The sequence below is a fragment of the Micromonospora sp. NBC_00617 genome, assembly GCF_045161355.1.
Lineage (GTDB): Bacteria > Actinomycetota > Actinomycetes > Mycobacteriales > Micromonosporaceae > Micromonospora.
In genome coordinates, this window is sequence record NZ_CP107751.1 from 4,104,602 (window position 1) to 4,120,495 (window position 15,894).

Genomic DNA, 15,894 nt, shown 5'->3' on the forward strand with positions numbered 1-15,894 from the left:
TTCTCCAGGTGCGGTGAGGTGCCCCCAAGGTAATTTAAACTTTATTAACAGTAAAGGGTGCGGTCGATAAATACATCGATGGTGACGACTTCGCTCCTCAGAGTCGCAGCAGGCCGCCGCGGTCGTCGACCTCGTCGGCCGTCTCGATCATGGCGATCCTCCGGGGTTACGGCGCTCATCGGACCTAACGGACGACACGCCGGAGCCGACACGCCGCTCAGCCCGGCCAGCTGGCGGTAATTCGCCCGCCGCCGCCCTGCCCTGGGGGAGTCTGATGGCACATATCCTGATACGGGGGGTTTTCGGTGGCAACCTGCGAGGTCTGCGGCAACGACTACTGGATGGCGTTCGAGGTGCACACCGTCAGCGGTGACGTGCACACCTTCGACTCGTTCGAGTGCGCGATCCACCGCCTGGCACCCATCTGCGAACACTGCCAGATCAAAATCGTCGGGCACGGCGTGGAGGTCAACGGTCGGTTCTTCTGCTGCGGGCACTGCGCCCGCGCGGTCGAGGGCGCCGAGGGCGCCGAGATCCGCGACGCCGTCGGCGCCCGCCCCGCCTGACCACACTTCCCGCGCGGACGCCGCGTGAGCCTGCTCGGCCTACGATCGGTGCGTGCCCCAGCAGACCACCGAGATCCGGGCGGCGTCCTTCGCCGACCTGGACACCCGCACCTTCCACGACCTGCTCAAGCTGCGCATCGACGTGTTCGTTGTGGAGCAGAACTGCCCCTACCCCGAACTCGACGGGCGCGACGTGGAGCCGAGCACGCGCCACCTCTGGTTGACCGATGGCGACGCGCCGCTGGCGTACCTGCGGATCCTCGCCGACCCCGACGGCGCCGCCCGGATCGGTCGGGTGGCGGTGGCCCCGAAGGCGCGCGGCGGCGGGCAGGCGGGCCGGCTGATGACGGCGGCGCTGGACCTCGTCGGCAACCGGCCCTGCGTGCTGGAGGCCCAGTCGCACCTGGTCGGTTTCTACGCCCGGCACGGCTTCGCGGTGAGCGGCCCGGAGTACGTCGAGGACGGCATCCCGCACACCCCGATGCACCGCCAGCTCATTGACGTCTGACGATTGGCCTGGCATCGTGCCGGGTAGAGCCATCGCGGGAGCAACGCAATAGGCACGGGAGCGGGCAACTCCCGGCTGTCCGGGTGTCGTCGTCCGACCTCATCCCCCCGGGGGCTCCATGTCCACTTTCGTCCGATCACCACGCGTGCTCCGGCCACTCGCCATCGCGGCGGCCGCCACGCTCCTGCTGACCACCGCGCTGAGCGTCACGCTGGTCCAGCCCGCCTCCGCGCACGGCTCGGTCGTCGACCCGGCCTCGCGCAACTACAGCTGTTGGCAACGCTGGGGCAGCGACTTCCAGAATCCGCGGATGGCCACCGAGGACCCGATGTGTTGGCAGGCCTGGCAGGCCGACCCGCAGGCCATGTGGAACTGGAACGGGCTGTTCCGCGAGGGTGTGGCCGGCAACCACCAGGCCGCCGTCCCCAACGGCCAGCTGTGCAGCGGCGGACGCACCCAGAACGGTCGCTACAACGCCCTGGACACCATCGGTGCGTGGAAGGCCACCCCGGTGTCGAACAACTTCCGGCTGCGCTTCTTCGACCAGGCCAGCCACGGCGCCGACTACATCCGGGTGTACGTGACCAAGCAGGGCTTCAACTCGTCGACCGAGGCGCTCGGCTGGAACGACCTGGAGCTGGCCGGCCAGATCGGCAACACCCCGGCATCGCAGTGGGACAAGGACACCGGTGGCGTGTCCATCCAGATCCCGGTCAGCGCGCCGGGCCGCACCGGGCGGCACATCGTCTACACCGTCTGGCAGGCCAGCCACCTGGACCAGTCGTACTACCTGTGCAGTGACGTGGACTTCTCCGGTGGCACGAGCACCCCGCCGCCCACCACGCCGCCGCCGACGACCCCGCCGCCCACCACGCCGCCGCCCACCACCCCGCCCCCGAGCACGCCGCCGCCGAGCACCCCGCCGCCGAGCACTCCCGTGCCGGCCGGCGCCTGCTACGCGACGTACACGATCACCGGTCAGTGGGCCGGCGGCTTCCAGGCCGAGGTGAAGGTGACCGCGGGGGCCAACTCGCCGACCCAGAGCTGGTCGGTGAGCTGGAACTTCAACAACGGGCAAAAGGTCGCGTCCGCGTGGAACGCCGACCTCACCACCAACGGCACATTGGTGACCGCGCGCAACGTGAACTACAACGGCGCCCTGGCCGGCGGAGCGAGCACCACGTTCGGCTTCCTCGGCTCGTGGACCGGCAGCAACCCCGTTCCCCTGGTCTCCTGTACGAAGACCAGCTGATCCCCGTCCGGCGCCGCACCCGGGCGGGGGCGCGGCGCCGGCCGGCGGGGCTCAGACCAGGCAGTTGACGATCTCGGCGACCGACCGGCGGCGGCCCGTGTAGAACGGGACCTCCTCGCGGACGTGCCGGCGGGCCCCGGAGGCGCGCAGGTCCCGCATCAGGTCGACGATCCGGTGCAGCTCGTCGGCCTCGAAGGCGAGCATCCACTCGTAGTCGCCCAGCGCGAACGACGCGACCGTGTTGGCCCGGACGTCCGGGTAGCCGCGGGCCATCTTGCCGTGCTCGGTCAGCATCTCGCGCCGCTCGGCGTCGGGCAGCAGGTACCACTCGTAGGAGCGGACGAACGGGTACACGCAGATGTAGGGGCGGGCCTCCTCGCCGGCGAGGAACGCCGGGATGTGGCTCTTGTTGAACTCCGCCGGCCGGTGCAGCGCCATCTGCGACCAGACCGGGGTCAGCGCCCGGCCCAGCGTGGTGCGGCGGAACCGCAGGTACGCGTCCTGGAGCGCGTCGCTCGACGCGGAGTGCCACCAGATCAGCACGTCCGCGTCGGCGCGCAACCCGGACACGTCGTACACGCCCCGGATCACCACGTCCTTGCCGGCCAGCTCCTCGAAGAGGGACTCGACCTCACCGATGACGTTGTCCCGCAGGGACGGCAGCGGGGCGCTCGCCCGGAACACCGACCACATCGTGTAACGGATGCTGTCGTTCAGCTCCCGCAGCCGGGCCGCGTTGGTCTGCTCGGTCATCTCGTCGATCCTCCCAGTGCTGTGATGATCTCGTCGGCTGCCGTCTCGCCGGAGCGGACGCAGACCGGTATGCCGACACCGTCGTAGCCGGCGCCGGCCAGGGCCAGGGTGGGATGCGCGGCCCGCAGCGCCGTCCGCGCGGCGGAAACCCGGTCGGCGTGCCCCGGGGCGTACTGGGGCAGCGCGCCGCCCCACCGCTGCACGTGCCCGTCGACCGGGGCGGGCAGCGGGGCGCCGAGCACCGCCGACAGCTCCCGGTGCACGGTGGCGGCCAGGTCGGCGTCCGGGCGCTGGAGCTGCGCCTCCTCGCCGTAGCGGCCCACCGAGGCGCGCACCAGCGCCAGCCCGTCCGGCCGCCGCAGGTGCCCCCATTTCGTGGTGAAGAACGTGGCCGCCTTGATCAGCAGTCCCTCGGTGCTCGGCACCAGGAAACCGGACAGCTCGGGCAGCAGCGGCTGCGGCAACGCCAGGGTGACCAGCGCGACGCTCGCGTAGTCCAGCTCGCCCACGGCCGAGGCGGCCACCGGGGCCGGGCCGGCGAGCAGCCGGGCCGCCGGCCGGGCCGGCACCGCCAGCACCACGGCGTCCACGTCGACTACCGACGACTTCAGCTCGGCGCGTCTGCCGCCGCGCCACGACCTGAAGCCGTCGTCGGGAGCGCGGGTCGGGCCGACCGTGAGCCGCCAACCCGTGCCGGTCGGCGTGAGATCGCGTACCGCCGCGTCCCGTCGTACCGTCGCGCCGCTGGCCGTCACCGCCGCCTCGACCAGGGTGCTCAGCCCACCGGCCAGGGTGCCGAAGACCGGGGCGCCCGGCGCGCGCGGCGCGGCGGCCTGCGCAGCCCGGACCGCGCCGACCAGGGTGTGCTCCACCCGGGCGGCACGCGCCAGCGCCGGCATCGTGGTCACCAGGGAGAGGTCGTCCGCGCGGCCCGCGTACACGCCACCCAGCATGGGGTCGACCAGCCGGTCGACCACCTCGTCGCCGAAGCGGGACCGGACCAGCGCGCCCACCGAGACGTCCGCGGCCGGCCCGACCAGCGGCCGGCCGCCGTCGGTGTCGGCGTCCGCGGCCGGGCGCGCGACCGTGGCCACCCGCTCCAGATCCCCGGGTACGCCCACCAGCGTCCCGCCCGGGATGGGGCGCAGCCCCCCGTCGACGACCAGCGCGGCCTGCCCGACGCTGGGGTGCACGATTTTCTCAGCCAGTCCGAGCCGGCGAGCCAACGCCACCGCGGCGCTCTCGGCCCCGGTCGGGTCGCGCATCAGGAACGACTCGGCGCCGAACTCCACCGGCGCTCCGGCCAACGTCCCGGTGCGCAGCTTGCCGCCCACCGCGCCGGACTGCTCGTACACCGTGATCTCGGTGCCCTTCGGCGCGCGGTCGCGCAGCCGGACCGCGGCGGCCAGCCCGGCGATCCCGCCACCGACCACCGCCACCCGCCAGGGCTGCCGCATCGCCGTGTCAGCCCTCGTCGGCCCGGCGGCTGGAGACCTCGTGCACCAGCGCGACCACCCGGGTCAGCACGTCCGGGTCGGTCTCCGGCAGCACACCGTGGCCGAGGTTGAACACGTGCCCGGGGGCCGCCCGCCCCTGCGCCAGGATCCGGCGCACCTCGGCCTCCACCACCGGCCACGGCGCGAGCAGCACGGCCGGGTCCAGGTTGCCCTGCACCGCCTTGTCCGGGCCGATCCGGTGCGTGGCCACGTCCAGCGGGACACGCCAGTCGACGCCGACCACGTCCGCGCCGGCCTCACTCATCGCGCCGAGCAGCTCGGCGGTGCCCACCCCGAAGTGGATCCGCGGCACGCCCGCGTGCGACCGCTCCGGCTCGGCGCGTCTGTCGTCGCGCCCCGCCCCGGAGCGGTCGTCGGCCAGCCCGCTCAGCACCGCCGTCGAGTGCGGCAGCACGTAGCGACGGTAGTCGGCCTCGGAGAGCGCGCCCGCCCACGAGTCGAACAGCTGCACGGCCGAGACGCCGGCCTCGATCTGCACCCGCAGGAAGGCCAGCGTCACCTCGGCCAGCCGGCCGCAGAGCGTGTGCCACAGCTCGGGCGCGCCGTACATCAGCGCCTTGGTCTTCGCGTGGGTCCGCGACGGGCCGCCCTCGACCAGGTAGCTGGCCAGGGTGAACGGTGCGCCGGCGAAGCCGATCAGCGGGGTGTCGCCCAGCTCGACCACCAGTTGGCGGACGGCCTCGTCCACGTACGGGACGTCGTCGCGGCCGATCGGGCGGATCCGCTCGATGTCGGCGGCGGTACGGATCGGCTCGGCCACCACCGGACCGGTGCCCGGCACGATGTCCAGGTCGATCCCGGCCGCGGCGACCGGCACCACGATGTCGCTGAACAGGATGGCCGCGTCGACCCCGTGCCGGCGCACCGGCTGGAGGGTGATCTCGGTGACCAGCTCCGGGCGACGGCAGGACTCCAGCATCGGCACGCTGGCCCTGATCTCCCGGTACTCCGGCAGTGAGCGGCCGGCCTGGCGCATGAACCAGACCGGGGTGTGCGGCCCGGGCCGACGCCGACAGGCCCGGATGAGGGGCGAGTCGGCCGGGCCGCCGGGGCGCGGGTGTCCGTCTCGGGCGGCAGTGCCCGTGGTGTCCGTGGTCATCGCCGCAATCGTGCCACGCCGCTCGGCCCCAGCCCGCCGCGGGTGAACGGAAGGCGACGCACCTAACGTCCGTCGCGCGGGCGGGCGGGCGGGGTACACGTCGGCGCGCCGTCGAAGCGGGTGGGCCGACGGCGGCATAGGCTGCCGACATGGCCCCCCCGATCGCGCTCCCGGAGACCTTTGCCCGCGCGGTCGCCGGGCTGCGGTCGCCGGCACCGAGACCGGAGATCACCCTCGAGGAGGTCGGCGCTCCCCAGCGGCTCGCGCCGTTCACGTTCGCTCTCGCCGCGACGGTGCTGCGCGACGGCGACGAGGTGGCCACCGGCCGGCTGATCCTGCTGCACGACCCGGCCGGGCACGAGGCCTGGCAGGGCACGCTGCGACTGGTCACCTACGTGACGGCGGAGTTGGAGGTCGACCTCGCCGCCGACCCGCTGCTCCCCGGGGTCGGCTGGACGTGGCTGACCGACGCCCTCGACACCCAGGACGCGGGTCACCGGGCGATCGGCGGGACGGTCACCCAGACCATGTCGACCCGGTTCGGCGACCTGGCCGGGCCGCCGACGGCCGGCGACATCGAGATCCGCGCCTCCTGGACGCCCGTCGACGACGACCTCGCCCCCCACCTGCTCGGCTGGTGCGCCCTACTCGCCTCGACGGCCGGCCTGCCCCCACCCGGGGTCACCGCCCTGGCCGACCGCCGTCCGGCCGCCACCGCCTGAAACCACGGCGGCGGCCGGCACAGCACATCAGAGGTAGTTCTCCGCCTCGTCGCACACCTTGTCGAGGCCCTTCATCGCCGCGTTGTACGCGCCCTTGTTGCCGGCCGCCGCCGCACCCAGCGCGGTGGTCAGCTTGTCCAGGCAGCTCGCGATGACCTTCTTCTGCCGGGCCTGCTCGTCACGGTCGTTGCGGGTGCCGGTCAGGTCCTGCTCGGTGTTGTCGAGCTTGTCCTGCATGGCCTGCAGATCCGTCTTGAGCTTCGCGATCTCGGTGGTGTTGGCCGCGATGGTCCCGTCGCGCTGGCTGACCTGGCTGGTGAGGCGCTTCTCGGTCCGGTTCAGCTCGTTGTTCTTGGTCACGAACAGCCCGGTCATCACACCGCTGACCACGAAGAGAAGCGCGGCCACCAGAGCCAGCACCAGCACCGCGCGACCCCGCCGCGGGGCCGCGGCAGCGCCGTACGGCGCCATCCCGGGCGGACCCGACATGGGCTGCCCGTACGCCGGGCCGGAGACCGGCGGCGCGGACATCGACTGCCCGTACGCCGGACCGGAGACCGGCGGCGCGGACATCGGCTGGCCGGCGTACGGCGGGGCGCTGGCCGGGTGGCCCGGCGTCTGCGGGGTGCCGTACTGCGGCTGCGCGGGCGCGGCGGCACCGTACTGCGGCGTGGGCTGGCCCGGCGTGTACTGCTGCTGCGGCGCGGCCTGACCCGGCGCGTACTGCTGCTGCGGCGCGGCCTGACCCGGCGTGTACTGCTGCTGCGGCGCGGCCTGACCCGGCGCGTACTGCTGCTGCGGCGCGGCCTGACCCGGCGCGTACTGCTGCTGCGGCGCGGCCTGACCCGGCGCGTACTGCTGCTGCGGCGCGGCCTGACCCGGCGCGTACTGCTGCTGCGGCGCGGGCTGCCCGGCCGGGTACCGCACGGTCGGATCGGTGCCGGCCGCGTGCTGCACGGTCGGGTCGGTGCCGGCGGCGTGCTGCACCGTGGCGTCGGGGTCGGGCGAGCCGGCCGGCGGCGTGGGGGTGGCGGGCGGGAGACCCTCCGGTCCGGTCGGTGGCTGGGACATGTTTCCTCCAGGTGAGCAGGTCCTCCGCCGGTAGGCGCGACGGACCAGGTGCGGCGGCGGGATCGTCCGGGACCGAGGACCCGGATGGGTCGGAGACGGCCGAAGAGGCCGTCGATGGCGCGAGCGGCCGAAGAGGCCGTGGGTGGCGCGAGCGGCCGAAGGAGGCCGTCGGTGGCGCGAGCGGCCGGGGCCACAGATCAGCAGATCTTGAAACCGTCGCAGGCCACCTTGATCGGGATGGCGAGCCCGATGCCCTCGGCGTCACGAGCCTTGGCGGTGGCGATGCCGACCACCTGCTTGCTGCCGTTGATCACCGGGCCGCCGGAGTTGCCGGGGTTGATCGGGGCGTCGAACTGGATGGCCGGCCCGGAGCCGCCCTGCGCGGCGCGCAACGCGCTCACCACACCGGTCGTGACGCTGTCCTCCAGGCCGAGCGGAGCACCGACGACGATGATCTGTTGGCCGGACTTCACGGCGCTGGGCGCGGTGACCAGGCCGGTGAACTTGCCGGTCGCCCGCAGGTGCGCCACGTCGTTGGCCTTGTCGACCTTGACGATGGTGGCCGGAAAGCGCTGGTCCGTGCGCTCCAGGAAGACCTGTCGGCCGCCGCTCTCCCAGATCGACTCGACGACGTGGAAGTTGGTGAACAGGTTGGTGCCGCCACCGGCGGCCGGCTTGCCCACCGCGAACGCGGTGCCGGTGAACTGGCCGGCCCGCACCCGGAAGACGCTGGGCAGCACGGCGCTGGCCACCGCCTCGGGGTTGAACGCCGCCCCGGCCTGCTTCTCCAGCGCGTCCGTGCGCTGTTCCAGGCCGTCGAGGCGGGTGCCGTCGCCGTCCTGGGCCTGGGCCAGCCGGCGGTCGGTGGCGGCGAGCCGGTCGCCGAGCCGGTTGAGCTGGTACGCCTGCAGGCCGGCCACGGTGGCCAGCGCGACGACGAGCAACGTGGCGAGCGCCACCGGCCAACGGCGCCGGGTGGGTCGCGCGGGCGGGGTGACGCCCGGCCAGGCGGGCTGGCCGGGGTGAGTCGCGGTCGGGAACGGCGGTGCGCTGGCCAGGTCACCGGCGGGCGGATAGCCGCCCGCGCCGTAGGCTACGGGAGCGCCCGAGGTGTAGGGACCGGCGCCGTGCGGCGCTGGACCTGCCGCGTACGGCGCTGGCCCGGTCGCGTACGGCGTGGCGGTGCCGTGCGCAGCGCCGGTGCCCGGTGCGGCGGCCGTGGTGTGCGGGCCGGCCGGCACGGGCCCCTGGGGCGCCGCGGCCCACTGGCCGGCGTTGGGTGGGGCCGCCCAGCCGGCGCGGGGCGCCGGGACGGCGGCGGTGGGCTCGCCACCGGGGCCCGGCGCACCTTGCCAGGTGGCGCCGACCTCCGGGTGCGGTTCGATGCGCGGCGGCAGAGGGCCCGGCCGTTCGGCCGCCCGCCCGCTCACGTCGTCAGGCCCGGCGCCCGTTGGCCGTGCGTCCCCCGCACCGAAGCCAGCCGTCATGATCGTCTTGCCCTTCCCCGTGGTCGTGCGCTTGCGGCCACGGCCCAGGATCACCCGAGCGGGGCCGGCGGCTCGATGGACCGTACCGGCGCGAACGGGCTTTGTCTCCCCCGATGTCCGGCATCCGATGGGACACCTTGCGGACGCCTGACCGACACACGCCGGACCGGCTGCACACACCGGATCGCGGCGCGCACTAGGGTTGGCAGGTGACCGACGAACCACCCCTGCGCCGTCGGCCCACCGAAGAACTCCCGGGACACGCACCCCAGCACCCGCCGTCGGCCCAGCCGCAGCCGGCGGGCGAGGGGCCCGACCCGACCGACGGTGGGCCCGTTCCGCTGACCGCCCCCCGCGACGGCACCCCTGATCCGGTGACCACACAAGCCGAGCTGGCCGAGGTCGTGGCCCGGTTCGCGGCGGGCACCGGCCCGGTTGCCCTGGACGCCGAGCGCGCTTCGGGCTACCGCTACAGCCAACGCGCGTACCTGGTGCAGCTGCGCCGCGAGGGCGCCGGCACCGCGCTGGTCGACCCGCTGCCGCTGCCCGATCTCAGCGCGCTGGACGCGGTGATCGGCGAGGCCGAGTGGGTGCTCCACGCGGCGAGTCAGGATCTGCCCTGCCTCGCCGAGGTGGGGCTGCGTCCGCGCCGGCTGTTCGACACGGAACTGGCCGCTCGGCTGGCCGGGTTCGAGCGGGTCGGCCTGGCCGCGCTGACCGAGCAGCTACTCGGATTCACCCTGGAGAAGCATCACTCGGCGGCCGACTGGTCGAGTCGGCCGCTGCCCGAGTCGTGGCTGACCTACGCCGCGCTCGACGTGGAGATGCTCACCGACCTGCGCGACGCGCTCGACGCCGAGCTGGCCCGGCAGGGCAAGTCGGCCTGGGCCGCGGAGGAGTTCGCCGCCCTGGTCCGGACCGGCGCCCGACCGCCCCGGGTCCGCGCGGAACCCTGGCGGCGCACGTCGGGCATCCACCGTGTGCGCGGGGCGCGGGCCCAGGCCCGGGTCCGCTCGTTGTGGTACGCCCGGGACCAGATCGCGGCCCGGCGGGACGCCGCGCCCGGCCGGGTGCTGCCCGACTCGGCCATCGTCGCCGCCGCCGAGCTGGACCCGAAAGACGAGAAGACGCTGCTGACGCTGCCCGGCTTCGGGGGCCGGTCGGTCCGTCGGCTGGCCCGCACCTGGCTGGCCGCGCTCGACGACGCCCGGGAGTTGCCGGACGACGCGCTTCCGGTCACCCCGGCGGTGGAGGGCCCACCACCACCGCACCGGTGGGCCGAGCGGGACCCGGTGGCGGCCGGTCGCCTGGCCCGCTGCCGGGAGGTGGTGGTCCGCATCGCGGGCGAGCACAACCTGCCCCCGGAAAATCTGATCACCCCGGATTCGGTACGCCGTCTGGCGTGGAGCCCGCCGGAGGAGGTCACCGAGGACACGGTGGCGGAGTCCCTGCGCGCCTTCAACGCCCGCGAGTGGCAGATCGCCCTGCTGACCCCCGACCTGACCCAGGCCCTGTCCCCCAACCCCATCCCCTGACCCGCCCCCGCCTTCCAGTGTGGGGTGTGCCACAGCGGGGGGTGGGCGGCAGGCTGGTTACTGGCGAGTAGCATCCGGGGTACCGTGCCCGTTCGGCTAGGAGGCTCAAGTGCCCCGTGAAGTTCGGGATGTCGTCTTCGTCGACGGCGTCCGTACCCCGTTCGGCAAGGCGGGTGGCATGTACGCCAACACCCGCGCCGACGACCTGGTGATCCGCTGCATCCGTGAACTGCTGCGCCGCAACCCGCAGCTGCCGCCGGAGCGGGTCGAGGAGGTCGCCATCGCGGCCACCACCCAGATCGGTGACCAGGGCCTCACCATCGGCCGTACCGCCGCGCTGCTGGCCGGTCTGCCCAAGACTGTTCCCGGCTTCGCCATCGACCGGATGTGCGCCGGCGCGATGACCGCCGTGACCACCGTCGCGAGCGGCATCGCCATGGGCGCGTACGACGTCGCCATCGCCGGTGGCGTCGAGCACATGGGCCGCCACCCGATGGGTGAGGGCGTCGACCCCAACCCGCGCATCATCGCGGAGAAGCTGGTGGACCCGTCGGCGCTGGTCATGGGCGCCACCGCGGAGAACCTGCACGACCTGGTCCCGCACATCACCAAGGAGCGCACCGACGCGTTCGCGCTCGCCTCGCAGCAGAAGACCACGAAGGCGTACGCCAACGGCAAGCTCCAGGACGACCTGGTGCCGGTGGCCATCCGCGACACCGAGGGCGGCTGGGGTCTGGCCGGCGTGGACGAGGCCCCCCGCGACACGTCGCTGGAGAAGCTGGCCACCCTGAAGACCCCGTTCCGCCCGCACGGCAAGGTCACCGCGGGCAACGCGGCGGGCCTGAACGACGGCGCCACCGCGAGCCTGCTCGCCGACGAGGCCACCGCCCGCGAGCTGGGCCTGCCGATCGCCATGCGGCTGGTGTCGTTCGGTTTCGTCGGGGTGGAGCCGGAGGTGATGGGCGTCGGCCCGATCCCGTCGACGGAGAAGGCCCTGCGCCTCGCCGGCCTGACCATCGACGACATCGGCCTGTTCGAGCTGAACGAGGCGTTCGCCGTGCAGGTGCTCGCCTTCCTCGACCACTTCGGCATCGCCGACGACGACCCGCGGGTCAACCCGTGGGGCGGCGCCATCGCCATCGGCCACCCCCTCGCCTCGTCCGGCGTACGGCTGATGACGCAGCTGGCTCGCCAGTTCGCCGAGCACCCCGAGGTCCGCTACGGCGTCACCGCGATGTGCATCGGCATCGGCATGGGCGGCACGGTCATCTGGGAGAACCCGAACTGGGAGGGTGGCAACAAGTGAGCGCGCTCGCCGCACCGAACGAGGTCGTCACCAGAGCGCTGCTGCGCCAGGTGAACGTGCCAGGACTGGACCGACCCGCCGCTCTGATCACGCTGGACAACGGCTTCGACCACACCAAGCCGAACACCTTCGGCCCGGCCGGTCTGACCAGCCTGGACGAGGCCATCACGGCCGCGCTCGCCGCCGACCCGGCGTTCATCGCGGTCACCGGCAAGCCGTACATCTTCTGTGTGGGCGCGGACATCGTCGGCCTGCCGCAGCTCGCCGACCGCGCGCAGGCGCTGGAGATCGGCCGGCTCGGTCACCGGGTCTTCGCCCGGCTCAAGGACAGCACCGTGCCCACGTTCGCGTTCGTCAACGGCGCGGCCATGGGCGGCGGCCTGGAGCTGGCGCTGCACTGCCACTACCGGACGCTCTCCGGCGGCGCGGCGGCGCTCGCCCTGCCCGAGGTCTCCCTCGGTCTGGTGCCCGGCTGGGGCGGCACCCAGCTGCTGCCGAACCTGATCGGCATCCCCGCCGCCACGCAGGTGATCATCCAGAACCCGCTCATGCAGAACAAGATGCTCAAGCCGAAGCAGGCCGCCGAGCTGGGCATCGCGGACGTGCTGCTGGAGCCGGCCGACTTCCTGGAGCGGTCCCTGGAGTGGGCCGCCGGTGTGGTGCGCGGTCAGGTCACCGTGACCCGACCCGAGGTCGACAAGGACATGTGGGCGGGCGTGCTCTACTTCGCCCGGGAGACGCTGAACCAGCGGCTGCACGGCGCGGTCCCGGCCGCGTACAAGGCGCTGGACCTGCTGGAGACGGCGAAGGACGGCGACTTCGCCGCCGGCACCGCCGCCGAGGACGAGGCCCTCGCGGACCTAGTCTTCTCCGAGGAACTGCGCAGCGGCCTGTACGCCTTCGACCTGGTGCAGCGGCGGGCCAAGCGGCCGGCCGGCGCACCGGACAAGGGCCTGGCCCGCCCGGTCACCAAGGTCGGCATCGTCGGCGCCGGCCTGATGGCCAGCCAGTTGGCGCTGCTGTTCGCCCGCCGCCTCCAGGTGCCGGTCGTCATGAGCGACCTGGACCAGGCCCGGGTGGACAAGGGCGTCGGCTACGTGCACACCCAGATCGAGAAGGCCGTCACCAAGGGCCGGATGGACAAGGGCACGGCCGCCAAGCTGTACGGCCTGGTCAGCGGCACTGTCGACAAGGGCGCCTTCGCGGACGCCGACTTCGTCATCGAGGCGGTCTTCGAGGACCTGGGCGTCAAGAAGCAGGTCTGGGCCGAGCTGGAGAAGATCGTCTCAAAGGAGGCGGTGCTCGCCACCAACACCAGCTCGCTGTCCATCACCGAGATGGCCGCGGAGCTGGAGCACCCGGAGCGGGTGGTCGGCTTCCACTTCTTCAACCCGGTGGCCGTGCTGCCGCTGCTGGAGATCGTCCGGGGCGAGCGGACCGACGACGCCACCCTCGCCACCGCGTTCGCGGTCGGCAAGCAGCTCAAGAAGTCGAGCGTGCTGGTCAAGGACGCCCCGGCGTTCGTGGTGAACCGGCTGCTCACCCGCTTTTTGGGCACCGTCTTCGCGGCCGTCGACGCCGGCACGCCGCTGGACGTGGCGAACAGCGCACTGGACCCGCTGGGCCTGCCGATGCGCCCGCTCGCCCTGCTCCAGCTGGTCGGCCCGGCCGTGGCGTACCACGTGGGCGGCACCCTGCACGCCGCGTTCCCGGACCGGTTCGGTGTCAGCGAGAACCTCAAGCGGATCGCCGACTCGGGCCAGCCGATCGTGGTCGACGACCAGGTCAACGACGAGGTGGCCAAGCTGCTCGTCGTCGGTGACCAGCCGCTGACCGCCGAGCAGGTACGCCAGAACGCGCTCGACGCGCTCGCGCAGGAGATCCGGCTGATGCTGGACGAGGGCGTGGTCGCCGAGGCGCAGGACATCGACCTGTGCATGATCCTGGGCGCCGGTTGGCCGTTCCACCTGGGCGGCGTCACGCCGTACCTGGACCGGACCGGCACCAGCGAGCGGGTCACCGGTCGGCGGTTCCTGCCGCTCGGAGCGGCGAGCCTGCCCGCCTGACAAGATCCCAGCACCACCGTCGCGGTGGCCGGACCGTCCCTCGTGGACCGGGCCGGCCACCGCGCTCGTTGGTGACCGGCCGTGGAGCGTGCCGGGACCTGGGCGGGGGAACGCCGGGGCGGTCGCCGGGTTACGATCACGCGCTTTGCACACCCATCCTGGAGCTGACTGATGTCCCAGCCGCCGGCCAACCCCTTCGGCCCGCCGCACGATTCCCCTCACCCGCCGCAGGAGCCGGGCCAGCCGGCCGTGCCGCAGCAGCCGGGCCAGCCGCAGCAGCCCGGCGGTTGGCCGCCGCCGCAGCAGCAGGGCTTCCCGCCGGCTCAGCCGGGCCAGCCGTACGGCGACCCGAACCAGTTCGGCGGCCCGCCACCGGCGAAGAGATCGAACGTCGGCAAGATCATCCTGATCGTGCTGGCCGTGGTGCTCGTGCTCTGCCTCGGCGGCGCGGCGATCACCTGGTTCGCGGTCAAGGACGAGGTGGGCGACGTCGTCGACGCCACCAAGACCCGGGTGGTCGCGCCGGCCACCCTCGCCGGCCGGGCGAAGAACACCGACCCGCAGTTGCAGACGGTCGCCGACCAGATGGTCACCGAGATGAAGACCGAGGTGCAGAACGAGACCAGCACGATCGGCGCGTTCTACGGCGACCCGGCCAAGCAGGATCTGATCATGGTCACGGCGGTGTCCGGCGTGATGGCCGACCCGAAGAAGGAACTGGACGAGGCCGTCACCGGGCTCTCCAGCGAACTGTCGGTGACCAACATGGCGGTGGTCGAGGCGGGCCCGCTGGGCGGTGACGCGCGCTGCGGCGACGGCAAGACCGAGGGCGTGCCGCTCGGCGTCTGCGTGTGGGCCGACCGGGGCAGCGTGGGCCTGGTGGTCATGTACTTCAAGTCGGCCGAGGAGACGAAGGCCGAGTTCGTCACCATCCGGGGTCAGATCGAGCAGCGCTCCTGACCCGTGCACGACCGGGCCCCGGCCACCTCAGGGTGACCGGGGCCCCTGCCGTACGCCTAGACCGGCTCGGCGTCACCCGTCGCCGCGCCGCCCGCCGCTGACGCGGCCCGCTCGGCCGCGCTGCGCAGCACGCAGAACTCGTTGCCCTCCGGGTCGGCAAGCACCACCCAGCCGGAGCCGTCCGGCCGGGTCTGGTCGGCGACGTGCACCGCGCCGATGCCGAGCAACCGCTCGACCTCGTCGGCCCGCGACCGGTCGGCCGGCTCCAGGTCCAGGTGCAGTCGATTCTTCACCGCCTTGCCCTCGGGCACGGCGATGAACAGCACCTCCGGCCCGCCCGGCGGCAGGAGCATCGCCTCCGGGTCGCCCGGGAAGTCGTCGGGCTGCCGGGGGCAGTCGAAGACCTGCGACCAGAAGCCCGCCAGGGCGTACGTGTCGCGACAGTCGAAGCTGATGTTGTGGATCGTCGAACTCACGGTTGGTCCTCCACAGTGGTGGTGACGACACGTTCCCCGGCGCTGCGCAGCACGCAGAACTCGTTGCCCTCCGGGTCGGCAAGCACCGCCCAGCCCGTGCCGTCGGCATGCCGACGGTCGGCGACCATCGTGGCACCGAGGCCGAGCACCCGCTCGATCTCCTCGTCACGGGTCCGGTCGACAGGTTCCAGGCAGATGTGCTGCCGGTTCTTGGTCACCTTGTCGTCGGGCACCGCCTGGAAGAACAGGTTCGGGGTGGCCTCGTCCGGCGGCAGCAGAACCGCCTCCGGATCACCGGGGACGTCCTCGCCGTGCCGGGCGTAGCCGAGCACCGCCGACCAGAAACCGGCCAGGGAGTACGTGTCGTGGCAGTCGAAACTGATGTTGCGGATCCGTGGATACACGGGTGGTCCCTCCATGTTCGGATGGGGACGCTCCGCTGCCCGGGGTCAGCCGGCGAAGACCCGGGGTGCGGAGCCCTGACTGGTGGACATCGACGCACCCCCCTTCGCTCTCGAGCTGACGTGAGTGATCTTGCCATCGGGCGAGGGCCGTCCGCAACCCTCGCGACCGCGC

General features: G+C 73.1%; 15 protein-coding genes. 8 read left to right on the forward strand and 7 right to left on the reverse strand.

The features are described from left to right. The first annotated feature begins 305 nt into the window (after positions 1-305). From OG505_RS18780 to OG505_RS18790, 3 genes are all read left to right on the forward strand, one after another. Positions 306-566, forward strand: coding sequence for a Prokaryotic metallothionein (locus OG505_RS18780; RefSeq protein ID WP_357498562.1), 261 nt, complete (start codon positions 306-308; stop codon positions 564-566). Positions 567-618: 52 nt separating this feature from the next. Beyond that, entirely contained in the window at positions 619-1,074 is a 456-nt protein-coding gene (locus OG505_RS18785) for a GNAT family N-acetyltransferase (protein WP_405426125.1), read from the forward strand. Positions 1,075-1,192: 118 nt separating this feature from the next. Next, a complete protein-coding gene (locus OG505_RS18790; protein ID WP_405426127.1) occupies positions 1,193-2,326 on the forward strand; it encodes a lytic polysaccharide monooxygenase in 1,134 nt (377 codons plus the stop codon). Positions 2,327-2,377: 51 nt separating this feature from the next. Here OG505_RS18790 and hemQ read toward each other — a convergent pair whose 3' ends face one another. From hemQ to hemE, 3 genes are read right to left on the reverse strand one after another with little or no spacing between them, the layout of a single operon-like run. Next, positions 2,378-3,079 (reverse strand): hydrogen peroxide-dependent heme synthase, encoded by a 702-nt coding sequence (hemQ, locus tag OG505_RS18795; protein ID WP_405426129.1) that lies wholly within the window; start codon positions 3,077-3,079, stop codon positions 2,378-2,380. Next, positions 3,076-4,536, reverse strand: a complete 1,461-nt coding sequence (gene hemG / locus OG505_RS18800; RefSeq protein ID WP_405426130.1) for a protoporphyrinogen oxidase — start codon at positions 4,534-4,536, stop codon at positions 3,076-3,078. The genes hemQ and hemG overlap by 4 nt, the downstream gene beginning before the upstream one ends. Positions 4,537-4,543: 7 nt before the next feature. Next, on the reverse strand, positions 4,544-5,695 hold the full coding sequence (hemE, locus tag OG505_RS18805) for a uroporphyrinogen decarboxylase (protein ID WP_405426131.1): 1,152 nt from the start codon (positions 5,693-5,695) through the stop codon (positions 4,544-4,546). Positions 5,696-5,844: 149 nt separating this feature from the next. Between hemE and OG505_RS18810 the strand changes: the two genes are divergently transcribed. Next, positions 5,845-6,417, forward strand: coding sequence for a DUF3000 domain-containing protein (locus tag OG505_RS18810; RefSeq protein WP_405426133.1), 573 nt, complete (start codon positions 5,845-5,847; stop codon positions 6,415-6,417). 27 nt (positions 6,418-6,444) lie between these two features. Here OG505_RS18810 and OG505_RS18815 read toward each other — a convergent pair whose 3' ends face one another. Beyond that, entirely contained in the window at positions 6,445-7,488 is a 1,044-nt protein-coding gene (locus OG505_RS18815) for a hypothetical protein (protein WP_405426135.1), read from the reverse strand. A 197-nt stretch (positions 7,489-7,685) separates the two neighbouring features. Next, positions 7,686-8,918, reverse strand: coding sequence for a trypsin-like peptidase domain-containing protein (locus tag OG505_RS18820; RefSeq protein WP_405426137.1), 1,233 nt, complete (start codon positions 8,916-8,918; stop codon positions 7,686-7,688). Positions 8,919-9,184: 266 nt separating this feature from the next. On the opposite strand from OG505_RS18820, the gene OG505_RS18825 reads away from it, so the two are divergent. The 4 genes from OG505_RS18825 to OG505_RS18840 all read left to right on the forward strand — a co-directional run bounded on the left by OG505_RS18825 (position 9,185) and on the right by OG505_RS18840 (position 14,842). Beyond that, entirely contained in the window at positions 9,185-10,510 is a 1,326-nt protein-coding gene (locus OG505_RS18825) for a ribonuclease D (protein WP_405426139.1), read from the forward strand. 109 nt (positions 10,511-10,619) lie between these two features. After that, positions 10,620-11,816, forward strand: coding sequence for a thiolase family protein (locus tag OG505_RS18830; protein WP_405426141.1), 1,197 nt, complete (start codon positions 10,620-10,622; stop codon positions 11,814-11,816). Beyond that, positions 11,813-13,882: a 3-hydroxyacyl-CoA dehydrogenase NAD-binding domain-containing protein gene (locus OG505_RS18835; RefSeq protein ID WP_405426143.1), complete on the forward strand. Its 2,070-nt coding sequence runs from the start codon at positions 11,813-11,815 to the stop codon at positions 13,880-13,882. Before OG505_RS18830 ends, OG505_RS18835 begins: the two co-directional genes overlap by 4 nt. A 171-nt stretch (positions 13,883-14,053) precedes the next feature. Then, on the forward strand, positions 14,054-14,842 hold the full coding sequence (locus tag OG505_RS18840; RefSeq protein ID WP_405426145.1) for a hypothetical protein: 789 nt from the start codon (positions 14,054-14,056) through the stop codon (positions 14,840-14,842). 56 nt (positions 14,843-14,898) lie between these two features. On the opposite strand, the gene OG505_RS18845 is transcribed toward OG505_RS18840, so the two are convergent. Together OG505_RS18845 and OG505_RS18850 are read right to left on the reverse strand one after the other, a co-directional pair. After that, a complete protein-coding gene (locus OG505_RS18845; protein ID WP_405426147.1) occupies positions 14,899-15,318 on the reverse strand; it encodes a VOC family protein in 420 nt (139 codons plus the stop codon). Then, positions 15,315-15,737, reverse strand: coding sequence for a VOC family protein (locus OG505_RS18850; protein ID WP_405426148.1), 423 nt, complete (start codon positions 15,735-15,737; stop codon positions 15,315-15,317). The genes OG505_RS18845 and OG505_RS18850 overlap by 4 nt, the downstream gene beginning before the upstream one ends. Between the last annotated feature and the right edge of the window lie 157 nt (positions 15,738-15,894).